Source organism: Propionivibrio limicola (assembly GCF_009469695.1).
In the GTDB taxonomy this organism is placed as follows: Bacteria; Pseudomonadota; Gammaproteobacteria; order Burkholderiales; family Rhodocyclaceae; genus Propionivibrio; species Propionivibrio limicola.
Map to the genome: position 1 here is coordinate 43,910 of NZ_SSSR01000009.1, position 23,422 is coordinate 67,331.

The following is a 23,422-nucleotide window of genomic DNA, read 5'->3' on the forward strand; positions in this document are numbered from 1 at the left end:
CGGTCGGTGGTTGAAATTGGGTTGATCGGTTTCGGGGCGTCCGAAGTCGGCGTTGCCGCAGCGGACGGGGCTGTTGGCCGGGCGGGAGTACAATTCGCGTCTCTTTGGATCGGCCAGCCTCACATGTATTGGTCCGGCAAATTCTAACTTGGGTTCATTTCATGCATATTCACATTCTTGGCATCTGCGGCACGTTCATGGGCGGCATTGCGCAGTTGGCGCGGGCGGCCGGGCATCGCGTCACCGGCTGCGATACGGGTGTCTATCCGCCGATGAGCACGCAGCTCGAAGCGGCCGGGATCGAGCTGATCGAAGGTTACGGTACCGAACAACTGGCGCTCAATCCCGATTGCTTCGTAGTCGGCAATGCCATTTCGCGCGGCAATCTGCTGCTGGAGGAAATTCTCGACCGTGGCCTGCCCTATGTTTCCGGCCCGCAATGGCTGGCCGACAACGTGCTGCAGGGGCGCTGGGTGCTGGCGGTGGCCGGGACGCACGGCAAGACGACGACCTCGTCGATGCTGGCCTGGATTCTCGAAGACGCTGGCCTGAGCCCGGGTTTTCTGATCGGCGGGGTGCCGATGAACTTCGGTGTTTCGGCCCGATTGTCGGGGAAAAGTGAAGATTCTCCGTTCTTCGTGATCGAAGCGGACGAATACGATACGGCGTTCTGCGACAAGCGCTCGAAGTTCATTCACTACCGGCCCCGGACTGCCGTCCTCAATAACCTCGAATTCGATCATGCGGATATCTTCGCCGATCTGGCGGCGATCGAAACGCAGTTCCACCATCTCGTGCGCACTCTGCCGCGCAACGGGCTGGTCGTCAGCAATGCCGGCGAGGCAAGTCTCGACCGGGTGCTGACACGCGGTTGCTGGACGCCGGTTGAACGCTTCAACGACGCGGGTGGCTGGCATGCGCTGGGTGACGATGCCGACGGCTCGTTCCGCCTGATGCGCGGGCAGGAAGAGGTCGGGCGCACGCAGTGGTCGTTGACCGGTGATCACAACCGGGCCAACGCGGTGGCCGCGCTGCTCGCCGCCCGCCATGTCGGCGTGCCGTTCGATCAAGGACTGGCGGCGTTGTCATGCTTTGAAAACGTCAAGCGGCGGATGGAACTGCGCGGCGTCGAGCGTGGCGTCAGCGTTTACGACGATTTCGCCCACCACCCGACGGCGATTGCGACAACGATCGCCGGCCTCAAGCGCAAGATCGCTGCCGGGCAGGCCGGTGCGGCGGCGCCGCGCATCCTCGCCGTCCTTGAACCGCGCTCGAACACGATGAAGCTCGGCGTGATGAAGGCGCAGCTGCCGGCGAGTCTGGCCGAGGCCGACCTCGTGTTCTGTTTCGGCGCCAATCTCGGCTGGGATGCTGCCGGGGCGCTGGCGCCGATGGGCGGCAAGGCGCACGTCAGCGACGATCTCGATGCGCTGGTGGCTCGCGTCGTCGCGGCGGCACGTCCCGGCGATCACATTCTGGTCATGAGCAACGGCGGCTTCGGCGGCATTCACGGCAAGCTGCTGGCGGCGCTGGCCATTCTCTGACGCCCGATTGGCCGGTGCCGGTCGCCGGAAAACGAAGCGGCCAGCCCCTGCGAGGGGACTGGCCGTTTTTTGCTTAAAGCGCGGAATCAGAGGCCGAGCAGACGCGCGTGCACCTTGATCACAACCTTGCGGAACGGCGTCGTGTCCTTGGTCGCAACGCAGGGGCGGTGCAGTTCTCCGGGCAGGAAGACGATGTAGCTGCCGGGCGCCACGTCGAGGAAGAATTCGTTGGCGGGCGTGGCGTAGAAGCCGAGGTCGCGTTCTTCGAATTCCTCGGTGACGGCGGCGATGCCGGGTTGCGGCAGGGAAAAGCCGAAACGCTCGGTCGTGCTGACCGGTATCTGGATGTCGGCGTAGCTGCGGTGCACTTCCGGGTGGCAGTCCTCGACGGCGCGCGGCGTGGCGTCCTCGATGATGTAGAACAGCTCCTCTCCCTCGATCGGGTAGCGGCCGGGAGTCAGGGTGGCGGCATCGATTTTCTGCACGGTCTCGATGGCGCGGCGGATAACCTCGGGAAGGACGCCGCCCTGGCGGCTAACGTCGGCGATGTGGCCAAGAATCATGTCTGTGTTCCTTAGAGTGAGGATCGATCGATTATTGCGCAGCCTGCTCGTTCCGGGTGAACCAGTCTGCAAGAAAACGCGCCATCGCCTGTATTTTGGCCGAGAGGTGGCGGCGCGTCGGATAGACGACATGGATCGGCAGGCGGCGCATCGGCCAGTCGGCCAAGAGTCGCTGCAAGCGGCCGTTATCGATCAGCGGTTGCAGAATGAAGCAGGGTCCGAGCACGATGCCGCCGCCGGCTGCGGCCATTTCGGCGAGCAGCATGCCGTTGTTGGCGTTGACCGGGCCGCCGATCCGCACGCTCACTGGATTTCCTTCGCTGTCCCCGAACTGCCACTGGTTGCCGGTCGCCGAATATGCATAAGTAAAGCAGGCGTGGCGGGCGAGTTCATCCGGGCGGTTCGGCGTCCCCGCGCGTGCCAGATAATCCGGTGCGGCGGCGATCAGCAGCGTGGTTTCGCCGATATGCCGCGCCACGAGGTTATCGCTGCCGACCTTGCCGACGCGGATGGCCAGATCGAGCCCCTCCTCGGCAAAGTCAGCGATGTTGTCCGAGAGCACGATGTCGAGCGTGATGTCCGGATAGGCGAGGGAGAACGCGGCGAACGCCGGCGCAAGCCTTGACGTGGCCAGCGCGATCGGTGCCGTCAGGCGCAGGCGGCCGCGCGGGTGGTGTGCTTCGCCGGACACGCTGGCCTCGGCCTCTTCGAGGTCGGCGAGCAGTTGCGTGCAGCGCTCGAAATAGGCGAAGCCCTCGTTGGTCGGGCTCATCCGGCGGGTCGTCCGGTTGATCAGGCGTACGTTCAAATGCCCTTCGAGCTGCGCGACGTGGCGCGATACCGCTGTCGTCGACAGTCCCATCTGTTCGGCCGCGGCGGCGAAGCTGCCGGCCTCGATGACGGTACAGAAAACGCGCATGGCCTCGAACTTGTCCATTTGATTGTCCCGATTAGCGCAATAGAGATTTAATTCTATCCGTGTTTATCCCGAAATGAGCGTTGTCTATAGTTCGTCCAACGCCAGCGCAAATGCAGGCGCCCGATTTGAAACTTACCAAAGGAGTCTGCCATGACCACTCTTGCCGCCAACGCCGGAACGCCGATCGCCACCTCCGCTCCCGCTTCCGTTTCAACCCCTTCCGACTATGGCATTGCCCTGCTGCGCCTGGCCTTGGGCTTGATGTTCCTGTCGCACGGAGCGCTCAAGATTTTCGTCTTCACGTTGCCGGGTACGGCCGGATTCTTCGCCTCGGTCGGCTTCCCCGGATTTTTCGCTTACATCGTCGCGCCTGCCGAATTTCTTGCCGGGATCGCCCTGCTCGTCGGCTTTCAGACGCGACTCATCGCGGCGCTGACGATACCGATCCTGATCGGCGCGGCTTCCGTGCATTTCGGCAATGGCTGGGTGTTCAGCGCACCCAAGGGCGGCTGGGAATATCCGGTCTATCTGATCGTTCTGGCGATTGCCCAGGTTTTGCTCGGCAGCGGTGCGTTCTCGATCGATCGTGCCCGGTCCAAGTCTGCTTGAATTGTTGTGCCCACCGGCCGGGCAGAATCGATGCCCGGCCGCATCGAAAAACTTCCATCAGGAGAACTTCATGAAACTCTATTTCGCCCCCGGAACCTGCTCGTTTTCGCCGCATCTTGCCCTGCGCGAAGCGGGCATCGACTTCGAGCTGGTCAAGGTCGACCATCGCAAGCATGTGCTCGCCGCTGACGGTGCGGACTATCTGCAAATCAATCCGAAAGGGTATGTGCCAACGCTTGAACTCGACGACGGGCGCCGCCTGACCGAAGGCCCGGCCATCGTCCAGTACATCGCCGACCTCAAGCCGGAAAGCGGGCTCGCACCGCAGGCCGGCACGTTCGAACGCTACAAGCTGCAGGAATGGCTCGGCTACATCAGTTCCGAGATTCACAAGGGTTTCGGGCCGCTGTTCAAACCGAATACGCCGGAAGAGTTCAAGGCGATTGCCAAAGAGAACCTGATCGCGCGTATCGCCTATGTCGCCGAGCATCTGGCCGGCCACGATTACCTGCTGGGCAATCAGTTTACGGTCGCCGATGGCTATCTGTTCACCGTCCTTAACTGGTGCCAGTACGTCGGTATCGACCTCGGCCAATGGCCGTCACTTGTGGCCTTCCAGGCGCGTGTCGGCAGCCGTCCGAGCGTCAAGGCCGCGCAGGCGGCGGAAGCGGCCAAGGCCTGATCGTTCGGCCGTAAATCAAGAGGAGTCACCATGTCCGCCAGTCTGCAAAAGCAGCCCATCCTTTTTCTCTCGCACGGATCGCCAATGACGGCGCTCGGCGGCGACGAGCTCAATGAAACATGGGCGCGGCTGGCCGGAAGGCTGGCCAGGCCGACGGCGATTCTGGTCGTTTCCGCCCACTGGACGACGCGGCTGCCGATCGTCACCGGCAGCGCCAAGCCGGAAACGATCCACGATTTTGGCGGCTTCCCGGCCGAACTTTACGCCCTCCAGTATCCGGCGCCCGGCGATCCGGCGTTGGCGCAACGCATCAAGCAGCGCTTGACCGAAGCGGGGATCGCCACCGGTATCGATGCCCAGCGGGGCCTCGATCACGGCGCGTGGGTGCCGCTGCGCAGCTTGTTTCCGGCCGCCGATATCCCCGTTCTGCAACTTTCCGTGCAGCCCGAGCGCTGCGCCCGCCACCACTACGCGGTCGGTGCAGCACTGGCCTCATTCGCCAGCGAGAACATCCTGATCGTCGCCACCGGCCACCTGACGCACAATCTGATGGATTACATGCGTGGCCTCGGGCAGCCTTCGACGGCTTCGCGGGCTTTTCGCGACTGGGTGCATGCGCGGCTGATGCGCAACGAGGCCGAATCGCTGTTCGACTGGGAGCAGGAAGCGCCCGGCGCGAAAGCGGCGCATCCGACGCCGGAACATTTTCTGCCGCTTTTCGTGGCGCTCGGCGCGGCCGGGGCGGAACACGCGACCGAATGGCTCGGCGGCGGCTGGGTCGGGGAAACGCTGGCGGCGGACAATTATCTGTTCATACCGCGCGGCGTTTGACGGTTGTTGACCGCCGATTACAGGGCGTTACGAAAATGCCCAAGTCGGACGACAGACCAGTCGGTGGTCTATGGATAGACTGCAATTGTTGCTTCAGCGTCCCCCGCTGACAAATGTTTGACCCTCCCTGACCTATCACACGATAGGATCTTTATCCCGGACCCGAAACGGCCCGGGATTTTTTTGCCCGCAAATTGCGCGCCTGTTGTTTCAGAGGGCCGATGGCCGTTTCCTCACTTCCGCCAGATAAACGGCGAGAAAGACGACGAGCGCGCCCGTCGAATAGAGGTACATGGCGGAATAGCTCGACAACTTGGCCAGATGGCCGAGGCTGATCGCCCCGACAATGTAGCCGAGGTCGATGGCCGACATGAACAGGCCGTTGGCGGCCGCCTTGCGATTGGGCGGACAGCGATTGACGGCCCACGTCTGCAGCGATGGATGCACGGCGCCGTAACCCAGCCCGTACAGCAACGAGGCGGCGACCAACATCGACGTTGACGCGCTCAGCGACAACACCGCCAAGCCGAGCATCATCGCCAGGCACCCCGGCACAATGATGACAAGGTGGCCCTTGCGGTCGAACAGCCGGCCGATGGCTGGCCGCGTGAGCAGGATCATCAGCGTGTAACCGATGAAAAATACCCACAGGTTGTCGATCTGCCGCTCGCGCCCGAACAGAACCAGATAGACCATGACGCCGCACAACGGCACCGAGTTGATGAAGCAGAGCAGCGATGGAACGACGGCGCCGGGCTCGAAAACGTTGCGTAGCGAAATTTCGTGCCGGACGGGTTGTGCGGCGGGCAAGGTCGACAGGCCGCGCCGGAGCAGGGCGAGCGCCGACAGCGTGAACAGCGCCGAGGTCGTCAGCAGCACATCGAAGGAAAACGTTTCCATCAGCAGGATGGCGACCAGCGGTGTCAGCGACAGCGCCGTGATGACGGTCAGCACGTAATAGCCCGAGCCTTCGCCGCGCCGGGCTTCCGGCACGATCTTGTAGACGGCCGTGGCAATGGCGGCGGTCGATAGTCCCCAGCCGATGCCTTGCAGGCTGCGCAGGAGCAGGATGCCGTCGATCGGTAGCCAGATGAAGGCCAGCGTCGTCGCGGCAATGATCAGGATGCCGGCGCCGATCAGACGCCGTTCGCCGATGGCGTCGACGGCCGTGCCGGAAATCACGCGCGCGGCCAGCGATGTGATCGAAAACATGCCGATCACCAGACTGGCTTCGAAGTGGCTGCCGCCGACCAGTTTCACATGCGCGGGCAGCGTCGCCGGTAGCATGTAAAACCCGAAACACAAGAGCAGATTGACCGCGAGCAGCGCAACAAAGGCCGGCGTCCACAAGGCCGGTTGGTGAGGCGGGGTTGAAGGGGGCACGGGCGACTCCTGATGGTTGGGCATCGATATGTCGAATCGGTGTCACTATGCCCGATTTTGTTCTCAGGCAAGCGCGCGTGTCACGAAATCAGAGTTTCCGGAAATGAAAATGCCGTTCAGTGTTGGCTGAACGGCACTCTTGAGCGGAGAGGCGCGACTGTCAGCTGGCGGCGAGCAGCGGCACCAGGCTGGTCTTCATCTTTTGCATCGCCTTGTTTTCGATCTGGCGGATGCGCTCGGCGGAAACGCCGAATTCTGCGGCCAACTCGTGCAACGTGGCCGGATCCTCGCTCAGCCAGCGCGCCTCGACGATGCGCCGGCTGCGGTCATCGAGGTTGGCCAGCGCGTTTTGCAGTCCTTCGCCCTGCAAATGGTCATGGGCGCGCGCTTCAAGAACGCGCGTCGGCTCGCTGCGGTTATCCTCCAGATACGAGATCGGCGCGAAGGCGTCTTCATCGTCGCTGTCGGCTTCAAGCGCCAGATCGTGGCCGTAAAGCCGCGTTTCCATCTCGACGACTTCTTCCGGCTTGACGCTCAGGCGGTGCGCGACATCGGCGACCTGCGCCGGGGAGAGCGTGTCGCTGCTAGCCTTCAGACTGCGCAGATTGAAGAACAACTTGCGCTGCGCCTTCGTCGTGGCGACCTTGACCATGCGCCAGTTGCGCAGCACGTATTCGTGGATCTCGGCCTTGATCCAGTGGATGGCGAACGAGACGAGGCGCACCCCCTGCTTTGGATCGAAGCGTTTGACGGCCTTCATCAGGCCGATATTGCCTTCCTGGATCAGGTCGGCATGCGGCAGGCCGTAGCCGAGATACCCCCGGGCAATCGAGATCACCAAGCGCAGGTGTGACAACACCAGTTGGCGCGCAGCTTCCAGATCCTCTTCCTCGCGGAAACGCGTCGCCAGCTGAAACTCTTCCTCTTCAGTGAGGAGCGGAAACTGCTTTGCCGCGGTGATATAGGCATCGATATTGCCTACCGCCGAGATCATCGGAAATGCCAAAGCCTGTGTCATCTGGATTTACACCTCCTTGTGGTTGAACAATCAAACTGCACCAAAAATTTTAGCACTCGCTGCTTTTGAGTGCTAAAAAATGGGGGAGTTTCTTGTAACAGAGTGTGTTCCAGGCAAGTAAAGTCGAATGTCGGTTTTCATTGAGTTTTGAACTTTTTGCATTTGGTTGTGAACTCCCGAACTCGTTCAAATGCCCTCCCGGCAGAGTCTGCGCGGGGGGAGTTAGAAGCCTTGCAGCAGAAAGTCTATTGCGGCAACGATTTCAGTACGGTGTTCTTCAATGCTGAAGATGTTTCCTCTGAGCGCCTTTACCGGCATGGCCGCCATGTACTGCGTTATCATGGAATGCGCTTCCCCGTTCAATTCAAAAACCGGGTTAAGCGTATGCGCCGGCTTTGGGGCTATCGCAAGGGGGAGTAGTGGAACCACCATTCGAGTGTTCAGGTTGCCATGGATTTCTGCCTGTACATCCAGCAGGTAACCCTCTCCACTTGGATTCGGATAGACGTTGTATTTTGGCATTAGAACATCCTGTACTTTTCCAACGGCAATCCGTGTTTTTCAACGTAGGCGTTTGAGCTCTCAATCGCCTCCCAATTCTCTTGAAGCCAGAGTTCCGCTCGTTTCTCTGCCACAGCTTTTGCTACGCCGGCTTCAGCAGCTTGAGAAATGTTGATACGCAACTCCTTGGCATCAGCAAGAAGTGGCTCCGCCATTGAAACATTGGTGGCCTTTTTGGCTGCATTGGCGTATTGCTTTGTCATGGACATGATTGGCTCCTTTGCCGAATTCTAGGGTACAGCATGTCATGGATGTTCATTGTTTTCAACATTTCAAATGCGCATTGATGGCAACATGCTGGCCTCCATTCTGCTCCGCGACTGGTGCGGCGTTGTTGCATAAATCAGCACAGGGGCGAGTTTCCCCAAACCCCATAGGGGGTTATGTCATTCAGATGGAATTGGGCGTGCCTCATGATTCCTTCTAAGGCAATACGGAAGCGTTTGTCGCAAATTTATGTATGGTGCGTTTGGCTATGGGCTTTTCTCGTTCTGAAAGCACAGAGGTCGCTTTGCGTTTTCGACTTTACTGTTCAGAACACGGATTGTTGTTCCAAACGGCTTAGGCGACCACCCAATCCGCATCCGGAGCGAAGCGGCCCTTGTGGCGGTCGAGGTTGGCGCGGGCGGTTTCGGTGAAGCGGATGGCGTCGGCGCGCTGGCCGCTGTCATTGGTGGTGTAGTAGCGGTTTTCCGTGGCCGAGTAGAGCAGGTATTCCTTGGCGGCGACTGGCGGCCGTGCGTCCTCGTCCAACGCGTCTTCGGTCTTGAGGTAGATGGATTTGGCTTGCGCGATCGCGGTGGCGACTTCCTCTTCCGGGGTGTTGGCGCCGAACGTGCTGACTTGCAGCCAGCCGGCCTTGGCGTCTTCCTCGGTGTAGGCGGCGTGAAAGCGGTATCTTTCGCTTGCTCCGATAACGTTGCGGCGGACTTCTCCGGTCCGGGTGTTCAGGACGATTTCAATTTCGCTCTGCGTCATGGCGCGTCGGCTCCGTGGGTGATGAGGGCGCAATAATAACCGACTGTTTGTCCCCTGCTACCTTGGGCAAGGCTGTCGACAATCCGTGGATAACTATCGTAAGCGGCTGGTGGGAAACGGTTTTTTCTTGCTGCTTAAATAATGGGCAGCCGGCCGTTGCCCGCGCGAGCGCGGGCTGGTTGCGGGATGTTCCAGATTATGGGTAATCCTGCCGGGTTGGCCGGATGAGGATGTCGCAAAGATGTACATGCGGCGGCTGGCTGACGGCGTAGTGAATGGCGTTCGCCACATCGTCCCCGACCAGCAACGGGCCGAATTTCTCGTCGAACCCCTGCAGCAGCGATTCGCTGTAGCCGGCGACGGCCTGAAAGCCGGTGACGACGACGGCCGGTTCAATCAGCGTGACGCGCACGCCCTTCGGCCCGATTTCGCGGCGCAGTCCTTCGGTCAGCGCGGCGACGGCGAATTTGGTCGATCCGTAGGCGGCGCTGAATGGGGAAACGTGGCGTCCGGCCACCGAGCCGATGACGACGATATCGGCCGCGGTTTTCGGGAAACTGGTTTGCTGTGTTTCGGCCATGAGCCGGCCGGCTTTCTGCATCAAGGCGAGCGCGCCGGCGACGTTCGTGCGCAGCACTTCCTCGAATTGGGCCAGATCCGAAGTGGTCACGGAGCCGCCGAGGCCGCGCCCGGCATTGACGATGACGATGTCGGCCGGGCGCCCGAAATGCGCCTGCGCCGTCGCGAACAGCTGGTCGATCACGGACACGTCGGCCGCATCGCCGGCGACGCCGCGGAACGAAGCGCCGAATTCCTTCTCCTGCGCGGCCAGTGCGTCGGCGCGGCGGGCGTTGCCGACGACGCCGAAGCCGGACGAAATGAATTTGCGGGTGATGGCTTCACCGATGCCGGAGGTCGATCCGGTAACGATGGCGATACGCGGGTACGGTGTGCTCACTGTGCGTCTCCTTGGCTGTGTTTGTCGTGTTGGGCAGGTCTCAAGCGTTTCTGATCATAGTAAAAAACGTCCGATTCTGTGCGGCAATTCCCGCATGAAAGCCGGCGATGGCGTTATTTGGCACAATGCCGCCTCTGTTTCCTGATCAAAGAATCCCATGAAAATTCACCAGTTAGCGCTCGGCGCCCGTTTTGAGTACGAAGGCGAGGAATACGTGAAAACCGGCCCCTTGCTCGGATCGGGCAAGCGCGGGCAGCGCCTCATCCCGCGCTATGCCGTGTTGAAGCCGCTCGACGGAGTGCCCCCGCAGGAGGCGCCCCGCGATGCTGTTGCAAAAACGGATGTCGTGCGCGCCTTCGAGGTGTTCTGTGAGGAATGCCGGGAATTGGTGCCCGAGGACCGGCAAGCGGCGCTCGAAGCCGGGCGCGAACGCTTTCTGAAGGCGCTCGGCTGAAATAGAAATTCGGCTACGGCGCTGACGGGGTGACAAGGTTTGAGCTGGAACCCTGCCGGCTCAGCAGCCGCATGCCGCGCTCCAGCCCTTCGAGGGTCAGCGGGAACATGCGGCCGCCCATCAGGTCGCGGATGATCATCACCGATTTGCGGTATTGCCAGGAGGATTCCGCGAGCGGGTTGAGCCAGATGGAATGCGGCCAGGTGTCGGTGAGGCGGCGCAGCCAGGTGGCGCCGGATTCCTCGTTGTCGTCCTCGATGGCGCCGCCGGGGTTGAGGATTTCGTACGTGCCCATCATCGCATCGCCGAGGAAAATCACCTTGTAGTCGCTGCCGTAGCGGTGCAGCAGGTCGAGCGTCGGCACGCTGTCGCGGTCGGCGCGCTCGTTGTCCTTCCACAGCGTGTCATAGACGCAGTTGTGGAAGTAGAAATGCTCGAAGTGCTTGAATTCGCTGCGGCAGGCCGAGAACAGCTCCTCGCAGGCGCGGATGTGGTCGTCCATCGAGCCGCCAACGTCGATCAGGAGCAGCACCTTGACCGCGTTGTGGCGCTCCGGCCGCAGGCGCAGATCGAGGTGGCCGGCGTTGCGCGCCGTGCCGGCGATGGTGCCTTCCAGATCGAGTTCGCTGGCCGCGCCCTGGCGGGCGAATTTGCGCAGGCGGCGGAGCGCGACCTGAATGTTGCGCGTGCCGAGTTCGACGCTGTCGTCGAGGTTGCGATATTCGCGTTTCGCCCACACCTTGAGGGCGGCGCGGTGCTCGCTTTTTCCTTCGAAACGCATGCCTTCCGGATGCGTGCCGCTGTGTCCGAACGGCGAGCTGCCGGCGGGGCCGACCCAGGTGTCGCCGCGTTCGTGCCGGGCATCCTGTTCGGCGAGCGTGCGTTTGAGCTGTTCGGTCAGCGCGTCGAGACCGAGTTTTTCGAGCTTGTTGCGCTCTTCGTCGGTGAGGTGCTTCTTGATGGCCGCGCGCAGCCAGTCTTTGGCGATTTCGTTTTCCGGGCTGAACAGGGCATCGACTTCACTGAAATACTCGCCGAACGCCCGGTCGAAGCGGTCGTAGTACTTCTCGTCCTTGATCAGCGTGGCGCGGGCAAGGAGATAAAAGTCGTCGAGATCGAAGGCGACGACATGCCGCTGCAGCGCTTCGAGCAGCACCAGAAACTCCCTGGTCGATACCGGGAGCTGCCGTTGCTTCAGATGCAGGAAGAAGGCGATCAGCATGCGCGATCGGTCAGCGGCTTTGCGCGGGCTTGTAGGCCAACCGCTCGAAGAGGTGCACGTCCTGTTCGTTCTTCAGCAGCGCGCCGTGCAGCGGCGGCAGCGAGATTTTGCGGTCCTTGCTGCGCAACGCTTCCGGCGGGATGTCTTCGGCGAGCAGCAGCTTGAGCCAGTCGAGCAGTTCCGACGTCGAAGGGCGCTTCTTCAGGCCGGGCACATCGCGCACGTCGAAGAACACATCGAGCGCCTCGGCAAGCAACGTTTTCTTGAGGTCCGGGAAATGCACGTCGACGATTTGGCGCATCGTTTCGTGGTCCGGAAACTTGATGTAGTGAAAGAAGCAGCGGCGCAGGAAGGCTTCCGGCAGGTCCTTCTCGCTGTTCGAGGTGATGATCAGAATCGGCCGGTGCCTGGCCTTGACCAACTGGCGCGTCTCGTAGACGTAAAACTCCATGCGGTCGAGTTCGCGCAGCAGGTCGTTGGGGAATTCGATGTCAGCCTTGTCTATCTCGTCAATCAAGACGACCGATGGCGTTTCGCAGGCGAAAGCTTCCCACAGCACGCCCTTGACGATGTAGTTGCCGATGTCGGCGACCTTGGCGTCGCCGAGCTGCGAGTCGCGCAGACGGGAAACGGCGTCGTATTCGTAGAGTCCCTGCTGGGCCTTGGTCGTCGATTTGATGTGCCACTGGAACAGCGGCAGACCGAGCGCTGCCGCCACTTCCTCGGCCAGCTTCGTTTTCCCGGTCCCCGGCTCGCCCTTGATCAGCAACGGGCGCTGCAGGGTGATGGCGGCGTTGACCGCAAGCGTCAGGTCGCGCGTCGCGACGTAGTGTTCAGAACCGTTGAAACGCATGGCAATCCTTTCCAAGAGTCGGGCGATTATAGCCAGCCGGTGCCGAGGCGGCCTTCGTATGGGATCGGAACGAATCTGTAAAAAAACAGATTTTCCTTTTTGTGTTTATTTACAGAATATTTTATGTAAAAGTAAGATACAGTCGTTAGGCTGTTAATCGCGATTACAGTCTTTGACTTGTATCGTTGCCGATCAAGGAACGGAGGTCGCCGTGAGTTATCCCATCAAAACGCTCAGTCAGCTCCCGCTGATCCTGAAAGGATTCCGCAAGGAAAAAGGCCTGACCCAGGCCGCCATGGGCGAGAAGCTCGGGATCACCCAGCAAAGCTACGCCTCCTTTGAAGCCAACCCGGCGGCGGCGACGTTTGAAAGGCTGTTCACGGTGCTGCGCCTGTTGGGCGTTGAAATTGTGCTGGAGCAGGAGCCTTCCTCTTCCGTTTCCGGCACCGTGGCGTCGGCGAATCTGACGGTCAGGGAGCCGGAGAGCCTCCGGGCCAGCGAGATCATCGCGCCGGCAAGAAAGAAAGAGAGCTGGTAACCATGGGCCGTCGCGCCGGCAATCAACGGCTGAACATCTGGATGAACGGCATCCCCGTCGGTTATTGGGAGTCTTCCCGGCAAGGCGAGCGGTTGCGCTATTTCGATGGCTGGCTTGCGGACGAGCAATCGCGGCCTTTGTCCTTGTCGCTGCCTTTTCTGGCGGGCAATCCGGCGTATCAGGGGGCGATCGTCACGGACTTTTTTGACAACCTTCTGCCCGACAGCGAGGCCATTCGGCGGCGGCTGGCGCAACGCCATCAGGCCGGCGGAACGGATGCCTTCCGTCTGCTGGCGAAGTTGGGACGCGACTGCGTCGGCGCCCTGCAACTCCTTGCCGAAGGCGAGGTGCCATCGGACATCTATGAGATCAACGGCGAAGCGCTGGACGGCGCCGGTGTGGCGCAATGTCTCCGTAACGCCACGTCGTCTCAAACTTTGGGGCGGCATGATCACGAAGAGGATCTGCGCCTCTCGATTGCGGGCGCGCAGGAAAAAACGGCTTTATTGCGCCATCGCGGACAGTGGCTTCTCCCCCGTGGCAGTACGCCGACAACGCATATCTTCAAATTGCCGATGGGGCTGGTTGGGCATATGCAGGCCGACATGCGTACGTCGGTGGAAAACGAGTGGTTGTGCTCAAAACTCATGGAGGCTTACGGAATCCCGGTCGCGCACTGCGATATCGCGCAGTTTGAGGACCAGAAGGCGCTGGTCGTGGAACGATTTGATCGCCGGCTGGCAAGTGACGGAAGCTGGATTATCCGCTTGCCCCAGGAAGACATGTGTCAGGCAACGGGTACGTCACCCCTGTTCAAATATCAGGCCGATGGTGGGCCGGGCATTTCCCGGATCATGGGCATCCTGCTCGGCTCGGACAACGCTGGGCAGGATCGGAAGATCTTCTTCAAAACCCAGATCATCTTCTGGGTTTTGGCAGCGACCGATGGCCACGGCAAGAATTTCAGCATCGCCCATCTTCCCGGTGGCCGGTATCAGGCAACGCCGATTTATGACGTGCTGTCTGCCCATCCCGTTATCGGGAAAGGGGCAAACCAGATTTCACCCCACAAGGCCAAACTCGCCATGGCCGTGCGTGGCAGCGCCAATTACTACCTGATCGAGCAAATCGAGCGCCGACACTGGATCGCGCAGGCGCAGCAAGTCGGGCTGGGGGCGGCCGCGGGTGAAGCGCTGATCGAGGAAGTGATCGGGCTGACCGAAGCGGTGATCGAACAGGTGAGCAAGCGGCTGCCGGATGATTTTCCGCTGGACATCGCCGATGCCATCTTCAGTGGCATGCGTCGACAGTCGGCCAGACTTGCCGTCGGCCGCTAATTCTCGCTAGTTTTCACTCTCCGGCTTTGCCGAACGACAGGCCGCCTCAATCAGGCGCCGCGCCAGGCTGACGCGATCCGGCAGCGGCGGTAGCGCGTCGCGCCTGAACCAGCCCGCGGCTTCGATTTCACCGGGATCGGGCGTCAGTTCGCCGCCGGCGTAATCGGCGAAGAAGGCGACCATCAACGAATCGGGAAACGGCCACGGCTGGCTTTTGAAGTAGCGGAGGTTGCAGATGTCGACGCCGACTTCTTCGCGTACCTCGCGAACGACGCATTCTTCCAGCGTCTCTCCCGCCTCGACGAAACCGGCGATGGCGCTGAACATGCCGGGCCGGAAATGCCGGCTGCGCGCCAGTAAAAATTCGTCGCCGCGCTGGATCAGCACCATGATGGCGGGCGAAATCCGCGGGTAGACCAACAGTCCGCAAGATGGACAGCCCATGGCGAATTCGCCTTCCTGTTGCGTGGTCGGCGTGCCGCAGCGTCCACAGAAGCGATGGTTGCGTTGCCAGTCGAGCAACTGGCTGGCCCGTCCGGCGAGCAGAAAGGCTTCCTCGCCCGCCAGTTCGTAAAGCGAACGCAGCGGTACGGGCTCATCGGCGACGCACTCCGGCAGTTTTTCGATATCCGCCGCGTAGCAGGGCAATCCCCGCCATTGTCCAATCAACAGGGACGCTTCTGGAGTGCCGATGTTTGAGGCGGTGCCTCGCGGGAAAATTCCACCCTGCGTCGATTGACTGGTGGCAAAACACTGGTTTTCCAGCCGGAGAAGCCAATAGCCGAACGTATCCATGAAATATCCGGTAGTGATTTGTGGCGTTTGGGGGGGATTCGTCGGGCCGAGAATGCTCCATTCGATTGACACAAGCAAATCCGCTCACAAAAATGCGCGTTGTTCCGCGAGAAACATTTTTTCCGTCAATGATATCTATAAGTCATGCGTCGTCTTGGCGGGTGAGAATATCCAGCTTGGCGTTTAGAATCGGCCCCAACCATGAACAACAAAGAATCGTCGAGAACCGTTTATGTCGTGGATGATGACCCCACGATGCGCAAATTGCTGAAAGTGATGGTGGCGACCATCGGTATCGATGCCCAGACTTTCGGTTTGGCGCGCGAATTTCTTTCCGCCTACCGGCCAATGCCGTGCGAGTGCCTGCTGTGCGATATCCGCATGCCGGAAATCGACGGCATGGAACTGCAGAGGCTGTTGGCGACGATGAACGCGACGCTGCCGATCATCTTCCTCACCGGCTTCGCCGAAGTGCAGATGGCGGTGGAGGCGATGAAGCTCGGCGCGTTCGATTTCATTGAAAAGCCGTTCAGCGCGCAGGCGTTGCTGGGCAAGATCCAGTCAGCGCTGGAGGCGAGCCGGGTGCTCCATGCCGAGCGGCTGAAGAACGAGGCGGTCAATGCCAGAAAGGAGCTGCTCACGCCGCGTGAGCGCAGTGTGGTCGAGCAGGTCGTCGACGGCAAGTCGAGCCGGGAAATATCGGAGCTGCTCGGCCTCAGTGTCCGGACCGTCGAAAATCACCGGACGCGGATCATGGAAAAGCTGCATGTCGATTCGACGGTGGATCTGATCAAACTGTTCCTGTAGCGCTTTCCGCGGTGGGGCGCTTCGTATTCACGATTTTTCCGCCAGACATTCCGTGACGATGTCGGCCAGCAATTTGGCCGGTACCGGTTTCAGGACGAAGCGGCGAATGCCGAGCATGCGGGCGCTTTCTTCGTCGATGGCGTTGCTGTAGCCGGTACTCAGAACAATCGGAATGTCGGGGCGGCAGCGCAGCAGGGCGCGGGCGAGTTCGACGCCGGCCAGGTCGGGCATGGTCTGGTCGGTGATCACCAGATCCACGCCGGAAGGATCGTCCTGGAATAGCCGCAACGCTTCGGTCGCACTGGTGGTGCCGGTGACGCGGCAGCCGAGATTTTCCAGCAGCACGGTCATGAATCGCACGATGCTCACTTCGTCGTCGACCACCAAGACGTGTCCGCGCACCGTCGATGCCTTGGCGCCCGCGTGGGTGTCGCGGGGAATCCGCTCGACAGCTCCGACGTGCGGCGGAAGGTAGATGCGGAACTCCGTCCCGTCGCCCGGCGTGGAAAGCACTTCCACGTGGCCTTTCGCCGAATGCACGATGCCATGCAGCACCGACAGGCCGAGGCCGGTTCCTTGTCCGACGTTTTTCGTCGTGAAAAACGGATCGAAAATTTTCGTCAGGTTCTCCGGCGAAATTCCGGCGCCGCTGTCGCGCACGGAAATCACCAGGTAATTGCCTGAAAAGCCTTGGCGACAGGAGGTGCAAATGTTCGTTTCATCGACAAGCACCTGTTTGGCCCGGATTTCCAGCGAGCCTGAGCCGGCCATGGCGTCGCGGGCATTTACCCCGAGGTTCATCACGATCTGGTGCAACTGGACGGGGCTGATCAGCACCTCGGGCAGCGAGTCGTCGATTTCGCAATCGATCGAGATCGACGTCGGCATGGTGGAGCGGAGCAGGCGAACGACTTCCTTCACAATCGGGGCGACGTCGATGGCTTCGCTGGCGGCTTCCCGGCGGTGGCTGAAGGACAGCAATTGGGCGACCAGTTCCTTGGCGCGAATCCCGGCTTGCAGGATTTCGCGCAGATAGTCGCTCAATTCGGGATCCTGCTCGATCTGGGGCGACAGCTGAATGAGCTCGGCGTAGCCCAGCACGGCGGAAAGGATGTTGTTGAAATCGTGGGCAATGCCACCGGTCAGATGGCCGATGATCTCCATCTTCTGCGCCTGCTGCAACTGAGTTTCGAGGATCTTCTGCTCCTGAGCGGCCTTGAAATGTTCGGTGATGTCCCGCCGATAACAGAGAATTCCATAGATGTTCTGCTCGGCGTCCCGGATCGGCCGCTTGAATGAGTCGAGAACCCGGATTTCGCCGTTGCCGAAGTAAAATTTCTCACTCGGGTAGTGAAGCGACCGGCCAGCAAATACGGCGTCATCGTCGTCGTGAAGCCTTTTGATCGTGCTTTCCTGCCCGTCGACGCGCACGTCAAGTTGCGAGAAATCGGTATCGCAGCGCCCGATCATTGCCGCTGGGGTCAGCTCGAAAACACGGGCGAATGGTTCGTTGACGAGCATGAACCGGTGTTGCCGGTCCTTGACGTAGATCCAGTCCGGAGTGGCGTCGATGACACGCTGCAGCAGCGTTTTGGATTCGGTGATGGCGTCGGTGATGCGCTTGCGTTCGGTGACGTCGCGGAAGGACCATAATCGTCCAATGATCTCGTCACCGACACGGTGGGGGTGCGAGTAGCGTTCGATGGTTCGCCCGTCGGCCAGGCGAAGGGTGTCGGAACCGGTGGCATCGGGGTGTTCGTAGAATTGGGCGACTCGGGCCAGAAAAGCGTCGGGGTCTGCCATCCGGGCAGTTACATACTCGAGCAGCGGGGCATCCGGGCGATCACCCAGCAGGTCTTCCGGCACCTTCCACAGTTCGATGAATTTCTGATTCCATCGCGCAATTTTCCCATTCCGGTCGACGATGAGGATCGCGTCAGCCGTTGATTCGAGTGCCGCGTTGGCCAGCGAAACGGAGTACGACAGCGAGGCCTCGGTCCGTCGTTGCTCGGTGATGTCGCGGGAAATGCCAAAGACACCGATGACCTGCCCGTCGCTGTCGCGCAGCGGCCCCTTCGTCGATACGAAAAGGCGCTCGCCGTTCGCCGTTGGAAGCGTCTCCTCATAGGTAAGTGTCTGGTTGTCAGCGATTATTTTTCTGTCGCGGGCTTGAATTGTCTCCGCCGCCAACGGTGGGAAGAGAGCACAGTCGTCTTCCTGCAAAACCCGTTCGGCCTCCTTGCCGAGCAGCTGTGCCGTTTCGTTGTTGGACAGGAAGTAACGGCCCTGCAAGTCCTTGGCAAAAATGGCGTCGCCCGAGGAGTTGATGATCGCGGTCAGGAGCTGCCGGGTGCGCGTGCTTTCTTCCTGGGCGGCGCGTTCTCGCGCTAGCGCTGCACGGAACTGGTTGCTCAGGCGCTGGATCAGCGTATAGAGCAGCACGGACGTTACCGCAACGAACAGCCAGCCCTTGCATGTTCCCAGCAGGGTGATGGTTTCCGGATTCGCGGACAGCTGGCCGATCGCTCTGTCGGAGAAAAGTATCCATAGACTTGCAAAGACGGCATAAACGATGACGATCTGCAGAGCCGTTGCGGTGGCGGGCGCAGGGGCCTGATCCTGTTTTTCCATGTTCATAAGAACTTGTGCTTTCTCGGTTGAAAGAGGCGGATTCGTCATCGGCGTGGCGATGGTCAACAGTAAGCGAGGTGCTGTTTGGCAGGCAAGGCGTGCTTGCTTCACGTGTTGATTGCGCTCTCGTACTGACGGTGGCGCTCCGAATGGGGGACTTCCTTCACGTGCATTGAGTAGTTCCACTCTAAGACGATTACCCCTTCTGGCTGATGATAGCGCGGTGTTCAACGTGCCTATTCGCTCTGGCCGTTGAAGTTTTCGCGGGGAAGTTCATGGACAAAGCCGGATTGCTCAAGATCGCTGATCAGTACTTCATTGCCAGCACGGGTCTGACGACGGCCAACTTGGTCAGGAAAATTCAGCGTGCTGAAGGGCATGCCGACTGCTTTGCCACAGGGAAAAAAAATTGCGACGAGATGACGTGTCGCTGGCGTGACGACTGTCTTGATGATTCGGGATTCGGCGATACGAACGGGGGGGTATCCGCGTGAGCGAAAAAAGCATTCTTTCTTGGGTGGCGATTCCGGCGGCCGCGCTGACCGTGGTCAGTGCGATTTGCCTGCTGGTCGTCGGGGACGGTGTTCTGACCTGGGGTCTGGCGGCGACCGTCGTTGTTGTGGGCGGCGGGTTGGCGAGCCTTGCTGTTTCCCGCTGCAAACGTTTCATTCGGGCGCAGGCGCTGGCGGCACAGGAGACGCTTGAGCGCGAGCGGCTGGCGCATCGTTCCGATCACATCGAAGGGCTCGACCGGTTGTGTACCGGCGTGCTGCCGGTCTGGGCGGGGCAGGTCGAAATGGCCCGCGCGCACAGTGAAAGCTCAATCACGGAACTGACGCAGCGCTTTGCCGACATCAATCAGCGGATCGCGGCCACGATGGCAACATCGCAAGGCGAGGGCGGCGACGGCCTGATTGCCTTGCTGCGCGAGAACGAGGTGGAACTCAATTCCATCGTCACGACGCTTCGTTCCGCCCTGGCCGTCAAGGAGTCGATGCTCAACGAGATTGCCTCCCTGTCGCAAATTACCGAAGAACTCAAGCGGATGGCCTCTGAAGTCGGCGATATCGCAAAGCAGACCAATCTGCTGGCGCTCAATGCCGCGATCGAAGCGGCGCGCGCCGGAGAGGTCGGGCGCGGTTTCGCGGTGGTGGCCGACGAAGTGCGCAAGCTGTCGGATCTCTCCGGCGGTACCGGCAAGAAGATCGGCGAGACCGTCGAGACGGTCAACAAGGCCATCGCCTCGACGCTCGAAATCTCGCGCCAGTACGCCGCGCAGGATGCCGAGATGGTCAACCAGTCCGAGCAGGTGATCGAGCATGTTGTCCGCCGGGCGCAAACCGCCGTCGATACGCTGGCTGATTCGTCCAACGTGTTGCGCCATGAAACGCAGTTGATCGGCGGTGAAATTGCGGAAGTGCTTGTCGCCCTCCAGTTCCAGGACCGCATCAGCCAGGTGTTGAACCATGTCGGCAAGGACATGGAAAAGCTGCGCGAGCGTATCCAGAGCCAGGAGGGGCAGGGCACCAGGGCGGTCGATGCGTCGGCCTGGCTGGAAGAGCTCTCACAAACCTACACCATGCCCGAACAGCACGATGTGCATGGCGGTGGCAAGGCCAGCGCCGCTGTCGAGTCGGACATTACCTTCTTCTGATTAGCTCGATTTTGCGAGGATTACCATGGCAAAAACCATCATGATTGTTGACGATTCCGCCTCACTGCGTCAGGTGGTCGGCATTGCCCTGAAGGGGGCGGGATATGACGTTGTCGAGGCCTGTGACGGCAAGGATGCGCTGGGCAAGCTCGATGGCCGCAAGCTGCATCTCATCATCAGCGACGTCAACATGCCCAACATGGACGGCATTTCGTTCGTCAAGGCGGCCAAGCAGTTGCCTGCCTACAAGTTTACGCCGGTCATCATGCTGACCACCGAAGCGGGCGACGCCATGAAGCAGCAGGGCCAGGCCGCGGGTGCCAAGGCGTGGGTCGTCAAGCCGTTCCAGCCGGCGCAGATGCTCGCTGCCGTCTCGAAGCTGGTTCTGCCGTAAGGAAGGCGAGCATGGCCGAAGCCACCTCCCCCGATCTTGCCGTGCCGGCGCTTTGCATCCTCGGTGATTTCACCATCTTCGCCGCCGCCGACCTGAAGCCAAAAATCATCGAGGCCATCAATCAAGGCGAAACGGACGAAGTCGTCATCGATCTTGCGGATGTGAGCGAAATCGACAGCGCCGGCCTGCAACTGATGGTCATGGCCATGCGGGAAGGCGCGGCGCAGAGCAAGAACGTTCGTTTCACCCGGCATAGCGAACCCGTCCTCAACCTGATCGACCTGTTCGGCCTGTCCGGTTTCTTCGGCACGCCGGCGCTTGCTGGCTCTACCCACTGAGGACAAGACCGTGAATCTTGACGACGCACTCAATACTTTCGTCATTGAAAGCCGGGAACTCCTTGAAAGCATGGAGGAGGCGCTTCTTCGTGTCGAGCAGTCGCCGCACGACGAGGATCTGATCAACGCCATTTTCCGCGCGGCGCATACGATCAAGGGATCAGCCGGGCTCTTTGGCCTCGACCACGTGGTTGCCTTTACCCACAACGCCGAGAACGTGCTCGACAGCGTGCGCTCGGGCGAACTGGAAATCGACGGCGATCTTGTCGCCCTGTTCCTGCAAGTGTGCGATCACATGGGGTCGCTGGTGGCGAACGTCGCCGAGGGCAAGGAATTCGGCGAAGACATCCGCCAGCGGAGCGACGAACTGACCGCGCAGTTGAAGGGTCAGATGACGGCGCATCAGTCGGCCGGTGCCGCTGGCGCCCCGGCGGAAGCGTCTTCCAGCGCCGCTTCGTCGGAACATGTGGCGGTCCCCGCCGGTGGTGGCGAGGGCGGTGCCGCTCACGCCGAAACCGACAATTGGCACATCTCGATGCGCTTCGGCAAGGATGTGCTCAAGAACGGGATGGATCCCGCCTCTTTCATTCGCTACCTGACCACCTTTGGCCGCATCGTCAACATCGTCACGTTGCTCGACGAGATTCCGCGCGCGGCTGAAATGGATCCCGAAGACTGCTATCTCGGCTTCGAGATCAGCTACCGGACGGATGCCGACAAGGCGGCGATTGAAAGCGCCTTCGAATTCGTGCAGGACGATGCGCGTATCCGCATCGTGCCGCCGCACAGCAAAATCGGCGATTACCTGGACCTCATCCGGGAGATGCCGGAAACGGAAATGCGGCTGGGCGAAATCCTCGTCCGTTGCGGCACGCTGACCGAAAATGAACTGGATGCGGCGCTGCTGGCCCAGCAGGCGGCCGATGCTTCCAGCGAGGCGCATCAACCGCTCGGCACCGTGCTCGTCGCCGAGCAGATGGTCAGTCCGACCGTGGTGCAGGCGGCGCTGCAGAAGCAAAAGCAGGTCAAGGAAACCAAGGGCGGTGATGCGAGCATGATCCGCGTCAATGCGGACAAGCTCGACGAACACATCAACCTGATCGGCGAGCTGATCATCGCCAGCGCCAGCATCGATCTGACCGCCCTCAAGAGCGGCAATCCCGAGCTGCTTGAAGCCGCGTCGGTGATGAAGCGGCTGGTCGAGAACGTCCGCGATTCGGCGCTGCAACTGCGCATGGTGCAAATCGGCGCCACGTTCAACAAGTTCCAGCGCGTCGTGCGCGACGTTTCCAGGGAGATCGGCAAGGATATCCGCCTGGAAATCAGCGGCGCGGAAACCGAGCTGGACAAAACCGTGGTCGAAAAGATCGGCGACCCGCTGACCCACCTGGTGCGCAATTCCATGGATCACGGCATCGAGCCGGTCGATGTGCGTCTGGCGCGCGGCAAGCCGCCGCACGGAACGCTGCGGCTGAACGCGTATCACGACTCGGGCGCCATTGCCATCGAAGTCATCGACGACGGCGGCGGCCTCAACAAGGAGCGCATCCTCGCGAAAGCCCTTGAACGCGGTCTCGTCAAGCCGGAGCAGATGCTGAGCGATGACGAAATCCACAAGCTCATCTTCGAGCCGGGATTCTCCACTGCCGAGCAGATCAACAACCTTTCGGGGCGCGGCGTCGGCATGGATGTCGTGCGCCGCAACATCAGGGATTTGCGCGGCAGCATCGATATCGATACGGAAGAAGGCGTCGGCACCACGATGCGCATCCGTCTGCCGCTGACGCTGGCCATCATCGATGGCTTCCTCGTCGGCGTTGGCGGATCGTCGTTCGTCGTGCCGCTGGAAATGGTCGTCGAATGCGTCGAGTTGTCGCAGGAGGAAATCGACGCCGCGCATGGCCGCCAGCATCTCAACCTGCGCGGCGAGGTGCTGCCCTTTATCCGACTCAAGGAACTCTTCGACATCGCGGACGCGCCGCCTCCGGCAATCGACGCGGACGCCGACTCGCCCTTCGGGCTGCAACTGGAGAGCGGGCGGGACGATTTGCCGCCGGTGGACGAAGAACTGGCCTTTCTGCTCCAGCCTGTCAGGCGCGAGAACGTCGTGGTGGTGAATTACGCCGGGCATCGCGCCGGACTCGTGGTCGATACCCTGCAGGGCGAATACCAGACGGTGATTCGTCCGCTCGGTGCCGTGTTCAGCGGTATCGAGGGCATCAGCGGCTTCACCATCCTGGGAACCGGGCAAGTCGCGTTGATCCTCGATGTGCCGGGGCTCGTGCGCCGGGTCGCGAGCAAGGAAAGCCGGGTTAATGCCAGGGCGGCGAGTTATGTCATGCGCGAGTGAGGT

Annotated in this window: 25 protein-coding genes; 12 read left to right on the top strand and 13 right to left on the bottom strand. The window is 60.9% G+C overall.

The window, feature by feature from the left end; all coding sequences use genetic code 11:
- Nucleotides 1-161: 161 nt before the first annotated feature.
- Nucleotides 162-1,544 (top strand): UDP-N-acetylmuramate:L-alanyl-gamma-D-glutamyl-meso-diaminopimelate ligase, encoded by a 1,383-nt coding sequence (gene mpl, locus GH659_RS08310; protein ID WP_153110938.1) that lies wholly within the window; start codon nucleotides 162-164, stop codon nucleotides 1,542-1,544.
- An 86-nt stretch (nucleotides 1,545-1,630) separates the two neighbouring features.
- Here mpl and GH659_RS08315 read toward each other — a convergent pair whose 3' ends face one another.
- Nucleotides 1,631-2,107: a NanQ anomerase/TabA/YiaL family protein gene (locus GH659_RS08315; RefSeq protein ID WP_170285847.1), complete on the bottom strand. Its 477-nt coding sequence runs from the start codon at nucleotides 2,105-2,107 to the stop codon at nucleotides 1,631-1,633.
- Between the two features lie 31 nt (nucleotides 2,108-2,138).
- Nucleotides 2,139-3,044, bottom strand: a complete 906-nt coding sequence (locus GH659_RS08320) for a LysR family transcriptional regulator (protein ID WP_153110940.1) — start codon at nucleotides 3,042-3,044, stop codon at nucleotides 2,139-2,141.
- 132 nt (nucleotides 3,045-3,176) lie between these two features.
- Between GH659_RS08320 and GH659_RS08325 the strand changes: the two genes are divergently transcribed.
- The 3 genes from GH659_RS08325 to GH659_RS08335 all read left to right on the top strand — a co-directional run bounded on the left by GH659_RS08325 (nucleotide 3,177) and on the right by GH659_RS08335 (nucleotide 5,148).
- Nucleotides 3,177-3,635, top strand: a complete 459-nt coding sequence (locus GH659_RS08325) for a DoxX family protein (protein ID WP_153110941.1) — start codon at nucleotides 3,177-3,179, stop codon at nucleotides 3,633-3,635.
- A gap of 70 nt (nucleotides 3,636-3,705) precedes the next feature.
- Complete coding sequence (gstA, locus tag GH659_RS08330) at nucleotides 3,706-4,317, top strand: glutathione transferase GstA (protein ID WP_153110942.1); 612 nt, start codon at nucleotides 3,706-3,708, stop codon at nucleotides 4,315-4,317.
- A 30-nt stretch (nucleotides 4,318-4,347) separates the two neighbouring features.
- Nucleotides 4,348-5,148, top strand: coding sequence for a DODA-type extradiol aromatic ring-opening family dioxygenase (locus tag GH659_RS08335; RefSeq protein ID WP_153110943.1), 801 nt, complete (start codon nucleotides 4,348-4,350; stop codon nucleotides 5,146-5,148).
- 210 nt (nucleotides 5,149-5,358) lie between these two features.
- Here the strand turns inward: GH659_RS08335 and GH659_RS08340 are convergent, their stop codons facing one another.
- From GH659_RS08340 to GH659_RS08365, 6 genes are all read right to left on the bottom strand, one after another.
- Nucleotides 5,359-6,531, bottom strand: coding sequence for an MFS transporter (locus GH659_RS08340; RefSeq protein ID WP_170285848.1), 1,173 nt, complete (start codon nucleotides 6,529-6,531; stop codon nucleotides 5,359-5,361).
- 160 nt (nucleotides 6,532-6,691) lie between these two features.
- Nucleotides 6,692-7,549, bottom strand: coding sequence for an RNA polymerase sigma factor RpoH (gene rpoH, locus GH659_RS08345; protein WP_153110945.1), 858 nt, complete (start codon nucleotides 7,547-7,549; stop codon nucleotides 6,692-6,694).
- Nucleotides 7,550-7,771: 222 nt separating this feature from the next.
- On the bottom strand, nucleotides 7,772-8,071 hold the full coding sequence (locus tag GH659_RS08350; RefSeq protein WP_153110946.1) for a CcdB family protein: 300 nt from the start codon (nucleotides 8,069-8,071) through the stop codon (nucleotides 7,772-7,774).
- A complete protein-coding gene (locus GH659_RS08355; protein WP_153110947.1) occupies nucleotides 8,071-8,319 on the bottom strand; it encodes a type II toxin-antitoxin system CcdA family antitoxin in 249 nt (82 codons plus the stop codon). The genes GH659_RS08350 and GH659_RS08355 overlap by 1 nt, the downstream gene beginning before the upstream one ends.
- A gap of 352 nt (nucleotides 8,320-8,671) precedes the next feature.
- Nucleotides 8,672-9,088, bottom strand: a complete 417-nt coding sequence (locus GH659_RS08360; protein WP_153110948.1) for a hypothetical protein — start codon at nucleotides 9,086-9,088, stop codon at nucleotides 8,672-8,674.
- Between the two features lie 196 nt (nucleotides 9,089-9,284).
- Entirely contained in the window at nucleotides 9,285-10,046 is a 762-nt protein-coding gene (locus GH659_RS08365) for an SDR family oxidoreductase (protein WP_153110949.1), read from the bottom strand.
- A 157-nt stretch (nucleotides 10,047-10,203) separates the two neighbouring features.
- Here GH659_RS08365 and GH659_RS08370 point away from each other — a divergent pair, with 157 nt between their 5' ends.
- Nucleotides 10,204-10,500, top strand: coding sequence for a hypothetical protein (locus GH659_RS08370; RefSeq protein WP_153110950.1), 297 nt, complete (start codon nucleotides 10,204-10,206; stop codon nucleotides 10,498-10,500).
- A 13-nt stretch (nucleotides 10,501-10,513) separates the two neighbouring features.
- Here the strand turns inward: GH659_RS08370 and GH659_RS08375 are convergent, their stop codons facing one another.
- Both GH659_RS08375 and GH659_RS08380 read right to left on the bottom strand, forming a co-directional pair.
- Complete coding sequence (locus GH659_RS08375; protein WP_153110951.1) at nucleotides 10,514-11,722, bottom strand: vWA domain-containing protein; 1,209 nt, start codon at nucleotides 11,720-11,722, stop codon at nucleotides 10,514-10,516.
- Nucleotides 11,723-11,732: 10 nt separating this feature from the next.
- Nucleotides 11,733-12,575, bottom strand: a complete 843-nt coding sequence (locus GH659_RS08380) for an AAA family ATPase (RefSeq protein ID WP_153110952.1) — start codon at nucleotides 12,573-12,575, stop codon at nucleotides 11,733-11,735.
- Between the two features lie 211 nt (nucleotides 12,576-12,786).
- On the opposite strand from GH659_RS08380, the gene GH659_RS08385 reads away from it, so the two are divergent.
- Entirely contained in the window at nucleotides 12,787-13,113 is a 327-nt protein-coding gene (locus GH659_RS08385) for a helix-turn-helix transcriptional regulator (protein ID WP_153110953.1), read from the top strand.
- Nucleotides 13,114-13,115: 2 nt separating this feature from the next.
- Nucleotides 13,116-14,450 (top strand): type II toxin-antitoxin system HipA family toxin, encoded by a 1,335-nt coding sequence (locus GH659_RS08390; protein WP_153110954.1) that lies wholly within the window; start codon nucleotides 13,116-13,118, stop codon nucleotides 14,448-14,450.
- Between the two features lie 6 nt (nucleotides 14,451-14,456).
- Here the strand turns inward: GH659_RS08390 and nudC are convergent, their stop codons facing one another.
- On the bottom strand, nucleotides 14,457-15,317 hold the full coding sequence (gene nudC, locus GH659_RS08395; protein ID WP_246167783.1) for an NAD(+) diphosphatase: 861 nt from the start codon (nucleotides 15,315-15,317) through the stop codon (nucleotides 14,457-14,459).
- Between the two features lie 129 nt (nucleotides 15,318-15,446).
- On the opposite strand from nudC, the gene GH659_RS08400 reads away from it, so the two are divergent.
- Nucleotides 15,447-16,052 carry a response regulator transcription factor gene (locus GH659_RS08400; protein ID WP_153110955.1) on the top strand — a complete coding sequence of 202 codons (606 nt, stop codon included), beginning with the start codon at nucleotides 15,447-15,449 and terminating at the stop codon, nucleotides 16,050-16,052.
- Between the two features lie 27 nt (nucleotides 16,053-16,079).
- Here the strand turns inward: GH659_RS08400 and GH659_RS08405 are convergent, their stop codons facing one another.
- A complete protein-coding gene (locus GH659_RS08405; protein WP_170285849.1) occupies nucleotides 16,080-18,689 on the bottom strand; it encodes a PAS domain-containing hybrid sensor histidine kinase/response regulator in 2,610 nt (869 codons plus the stop codon).
- Between the two features lie 230 nt (nucleotides 18,690-18,919).
- Nucleotides 18,920-19,063 (bottom strand): hypothetical protein, encoded by a 144-nt coding sequence (locus tag GH659_RS08410; RefSeq protein ID WP_153110957.1) that lies wholly within the window; start codon nucleotides 19,061-19,063, stop codon nucleotides 18,920-18,922.
- Between the two features lie 614 nt (nucleotides 19,064-19,677).
- On the opposite strand from GH659_RS08410, the gene GH659_RS15140 reads away from it, so the two are divergent.
- The 4 genes from GH659_RS15140 to GH659_RS08430 are packed head-to-tail and all read left to right on the top strand — an operon-like array spanning nucleotide 19,678 to nucleotide 23,419.
- On the top strand, nucleotides 19,678-20,337 hold the full coding sequence (locus tag GH659_RS15140) for a methyl-accepting chemotaxis protein (RefSeq protein WP_425499988.1): 660 nt from the start codon (nucleotides 19,678-19,680) through the stop codon (nucleotides 20,335-20,337).
- A gap of 25 nt (nucleotides 20,338-20,362) precedes the next feature.
- Nucleotides 20,363-20,731, top strand: a complete 369-nt coding sequence (locus GH659_RS08420) for a response regulator (protein WP_153110959.1) — start codon at nucleotides 20,363-20,365, stop codon at nucleotides 20,729-20,731.
- 11 nt (nucleotides 20,732-20,742) lie between these two features.
- On the top strand, nucleotides 20,743-21,069 hold the full coding sequence (locus GH659_RS08425; RefSeq protein WP_153110960.1) for an STAS domain-containing protein: 327 nt from the start codon (nucleotides 20,743-20,745) through the stop codon (nucleotides 21,067-21,069).
- Between the two features lie 10 nt (nucleotides 21,070-21,079).
- Nucleotides 21,080-23,419, top strand: a complete 2,340-nt coding sequence (locus GH659_RS08430; protein WP_153110961.1) for a chemotaxis protein CheA — start codon at nucleotides 21,080-21,082, stop codon at nucleotides 23,417-23,419.
- Nucleotides 23,420-23,422 lie beyond the last annotated feature (3 nt).

Excerpts from the sequence above, each read along its gene's own strand:
- mpl (WP_153110938.1), top strand. The coding sequence starts at position 162 with ATGCATATTCACATTCTTGGCATCTGCGGCACGTTCATGGGCGGCATT.
- GH659_RS08315 (WP_170285847.1), bottom strand. The coding sequence starts at position 2,107 with ATGATTCTTGGCCACATCGCCGACGTTAGCCGCCAGGGCGGCGTCCTT.
- GH659_RS08320 (WP_153110940.1), bottom strand. The coding sequence starts at position 3,044 with ATGGACAAGTTCGAGGCCATGCGCGTTTTCTGTACCGTCATCGAGGCC.
- GH659_RS08325 (WP_153110941.1), top strand. The coding sequence starts at position 3,177 with ATGACCACTCTTGCCGCCAACGCCGGAACGCCGATCGCCACCTCCGCT.
- gstA (WP_153110942.1), top strand. The coding sequence starts at position 3,706 with ATGAAACTCTATTTCGCCCCCGGAACCTGCTCGTTTTCGCCGCATCTT.
- GH659_RS08335 (WP_153110943.1), top strand. The coding sequence starts at position 4,348 with ATGTCCGCCAGTCTGCAAAAGCAGCCCATCCTTTTTCTCTCGCACGGA.
- rpoH (WP_153110945.1), bottom strand. The coding sequence starts at position 7,549 with ATGACACAGGCTTTGGCATTTCCGATGATCTCGGCGGTAGGCAATATC.
- GH659_RS08350 (WP_153110946.1), bottom strand. The coding sequence starts at position 8,071 with ATGCCAAAATACAACGTCTATCCGAATCCAAGTGGAGAGGGTTACCTG.
- GH659_RS08355 (WP_153110947.1), bottom strand. The coding sequence starts at position 8,319 with ATGTCCATGACAAAGCAATACGCCAATGCAGCCAAAAAGGCCACCAAT.
- GH659_RS08360 (WP_153110948.1), bottom strand. The coding sequence starts at position 9,088 with ATGACGCAGAGCGAAATTGAAATCGTCCTGAACACCCGGACCGGAGAA.
- GH659_RS08370 (WP_153110950.1), top strand. The coding sequence starts at position 10,204 with ATGAAAATTCACCAGTTAGCGCTCGGCGCCCGTTTTGAGTACGAAGGC.
- GH659_RS08375 (WP_153110951.1), bottom strand. The coding sequence starts at position 11,722 with ATGCTGATCGCCTTCTTCCTGCATCTGAAGCAACGGCAGCTCCCGGTA.
- GH659_RS08380 (WP_153110952.1), bottom strand. The coding sequence starts at position 12,575 with ATGCGTTTCAACGGTTCTGAACACTACGTCGCGACGCGCGACCTGACG.
- GH659_RS08390 (WP_153110954.1), top strand. The coding sequence starts at position 13,116 with ATGGGCCGTCGCGCCGGCAATCAACGGCTGAACATCTGGATGAACGGC.
- GH659_RS08400 (WP_153110955.1), top strand. The coding sequence starts at position 15,447 with ATGAACAACAAAGAATCGTCGAGAACCGTTTATGTCGTGGATGATGAC.
- GH659_RS08405 (WP_170285849.1), bottom strand. The coding sequence starts at position 18,689 with ATGAACATGGAAAAACAGGATCAGGCCCCTGCGCCCGCCACCGCAACG.
- GH659_RS08410 (WP_153110957.1), bottom strand. The coding sequence starts at position 19,063 with ATGCCCTTCAGCACGCTGAATTTTCCTGACCAAGTTGGCCGTCGTCAG.
- GH659_RS15140 (WP_425499988.1), top strand. The coding sequence starts at position 19,678 with ATGCTCAACGAGATTGCCTCCCTGTCGCAAATTACCGAAGAACTCAAG.
- GH659_RS08420 (WP_153110959.1), top strand. The coding sequence starts at position 20,363 with ATGGCAAAAACCATCATGATTGTTGACGATTCCGCCTCACTGCGTCAG.
- GH659_RS08425 (WP_153110960.1), top strand. The coding sequence starts at position 20,743 with ATGGCCGAAGCCACCTCCCCCGATCTTGCCGTGCCGGCGCTTTGCATC.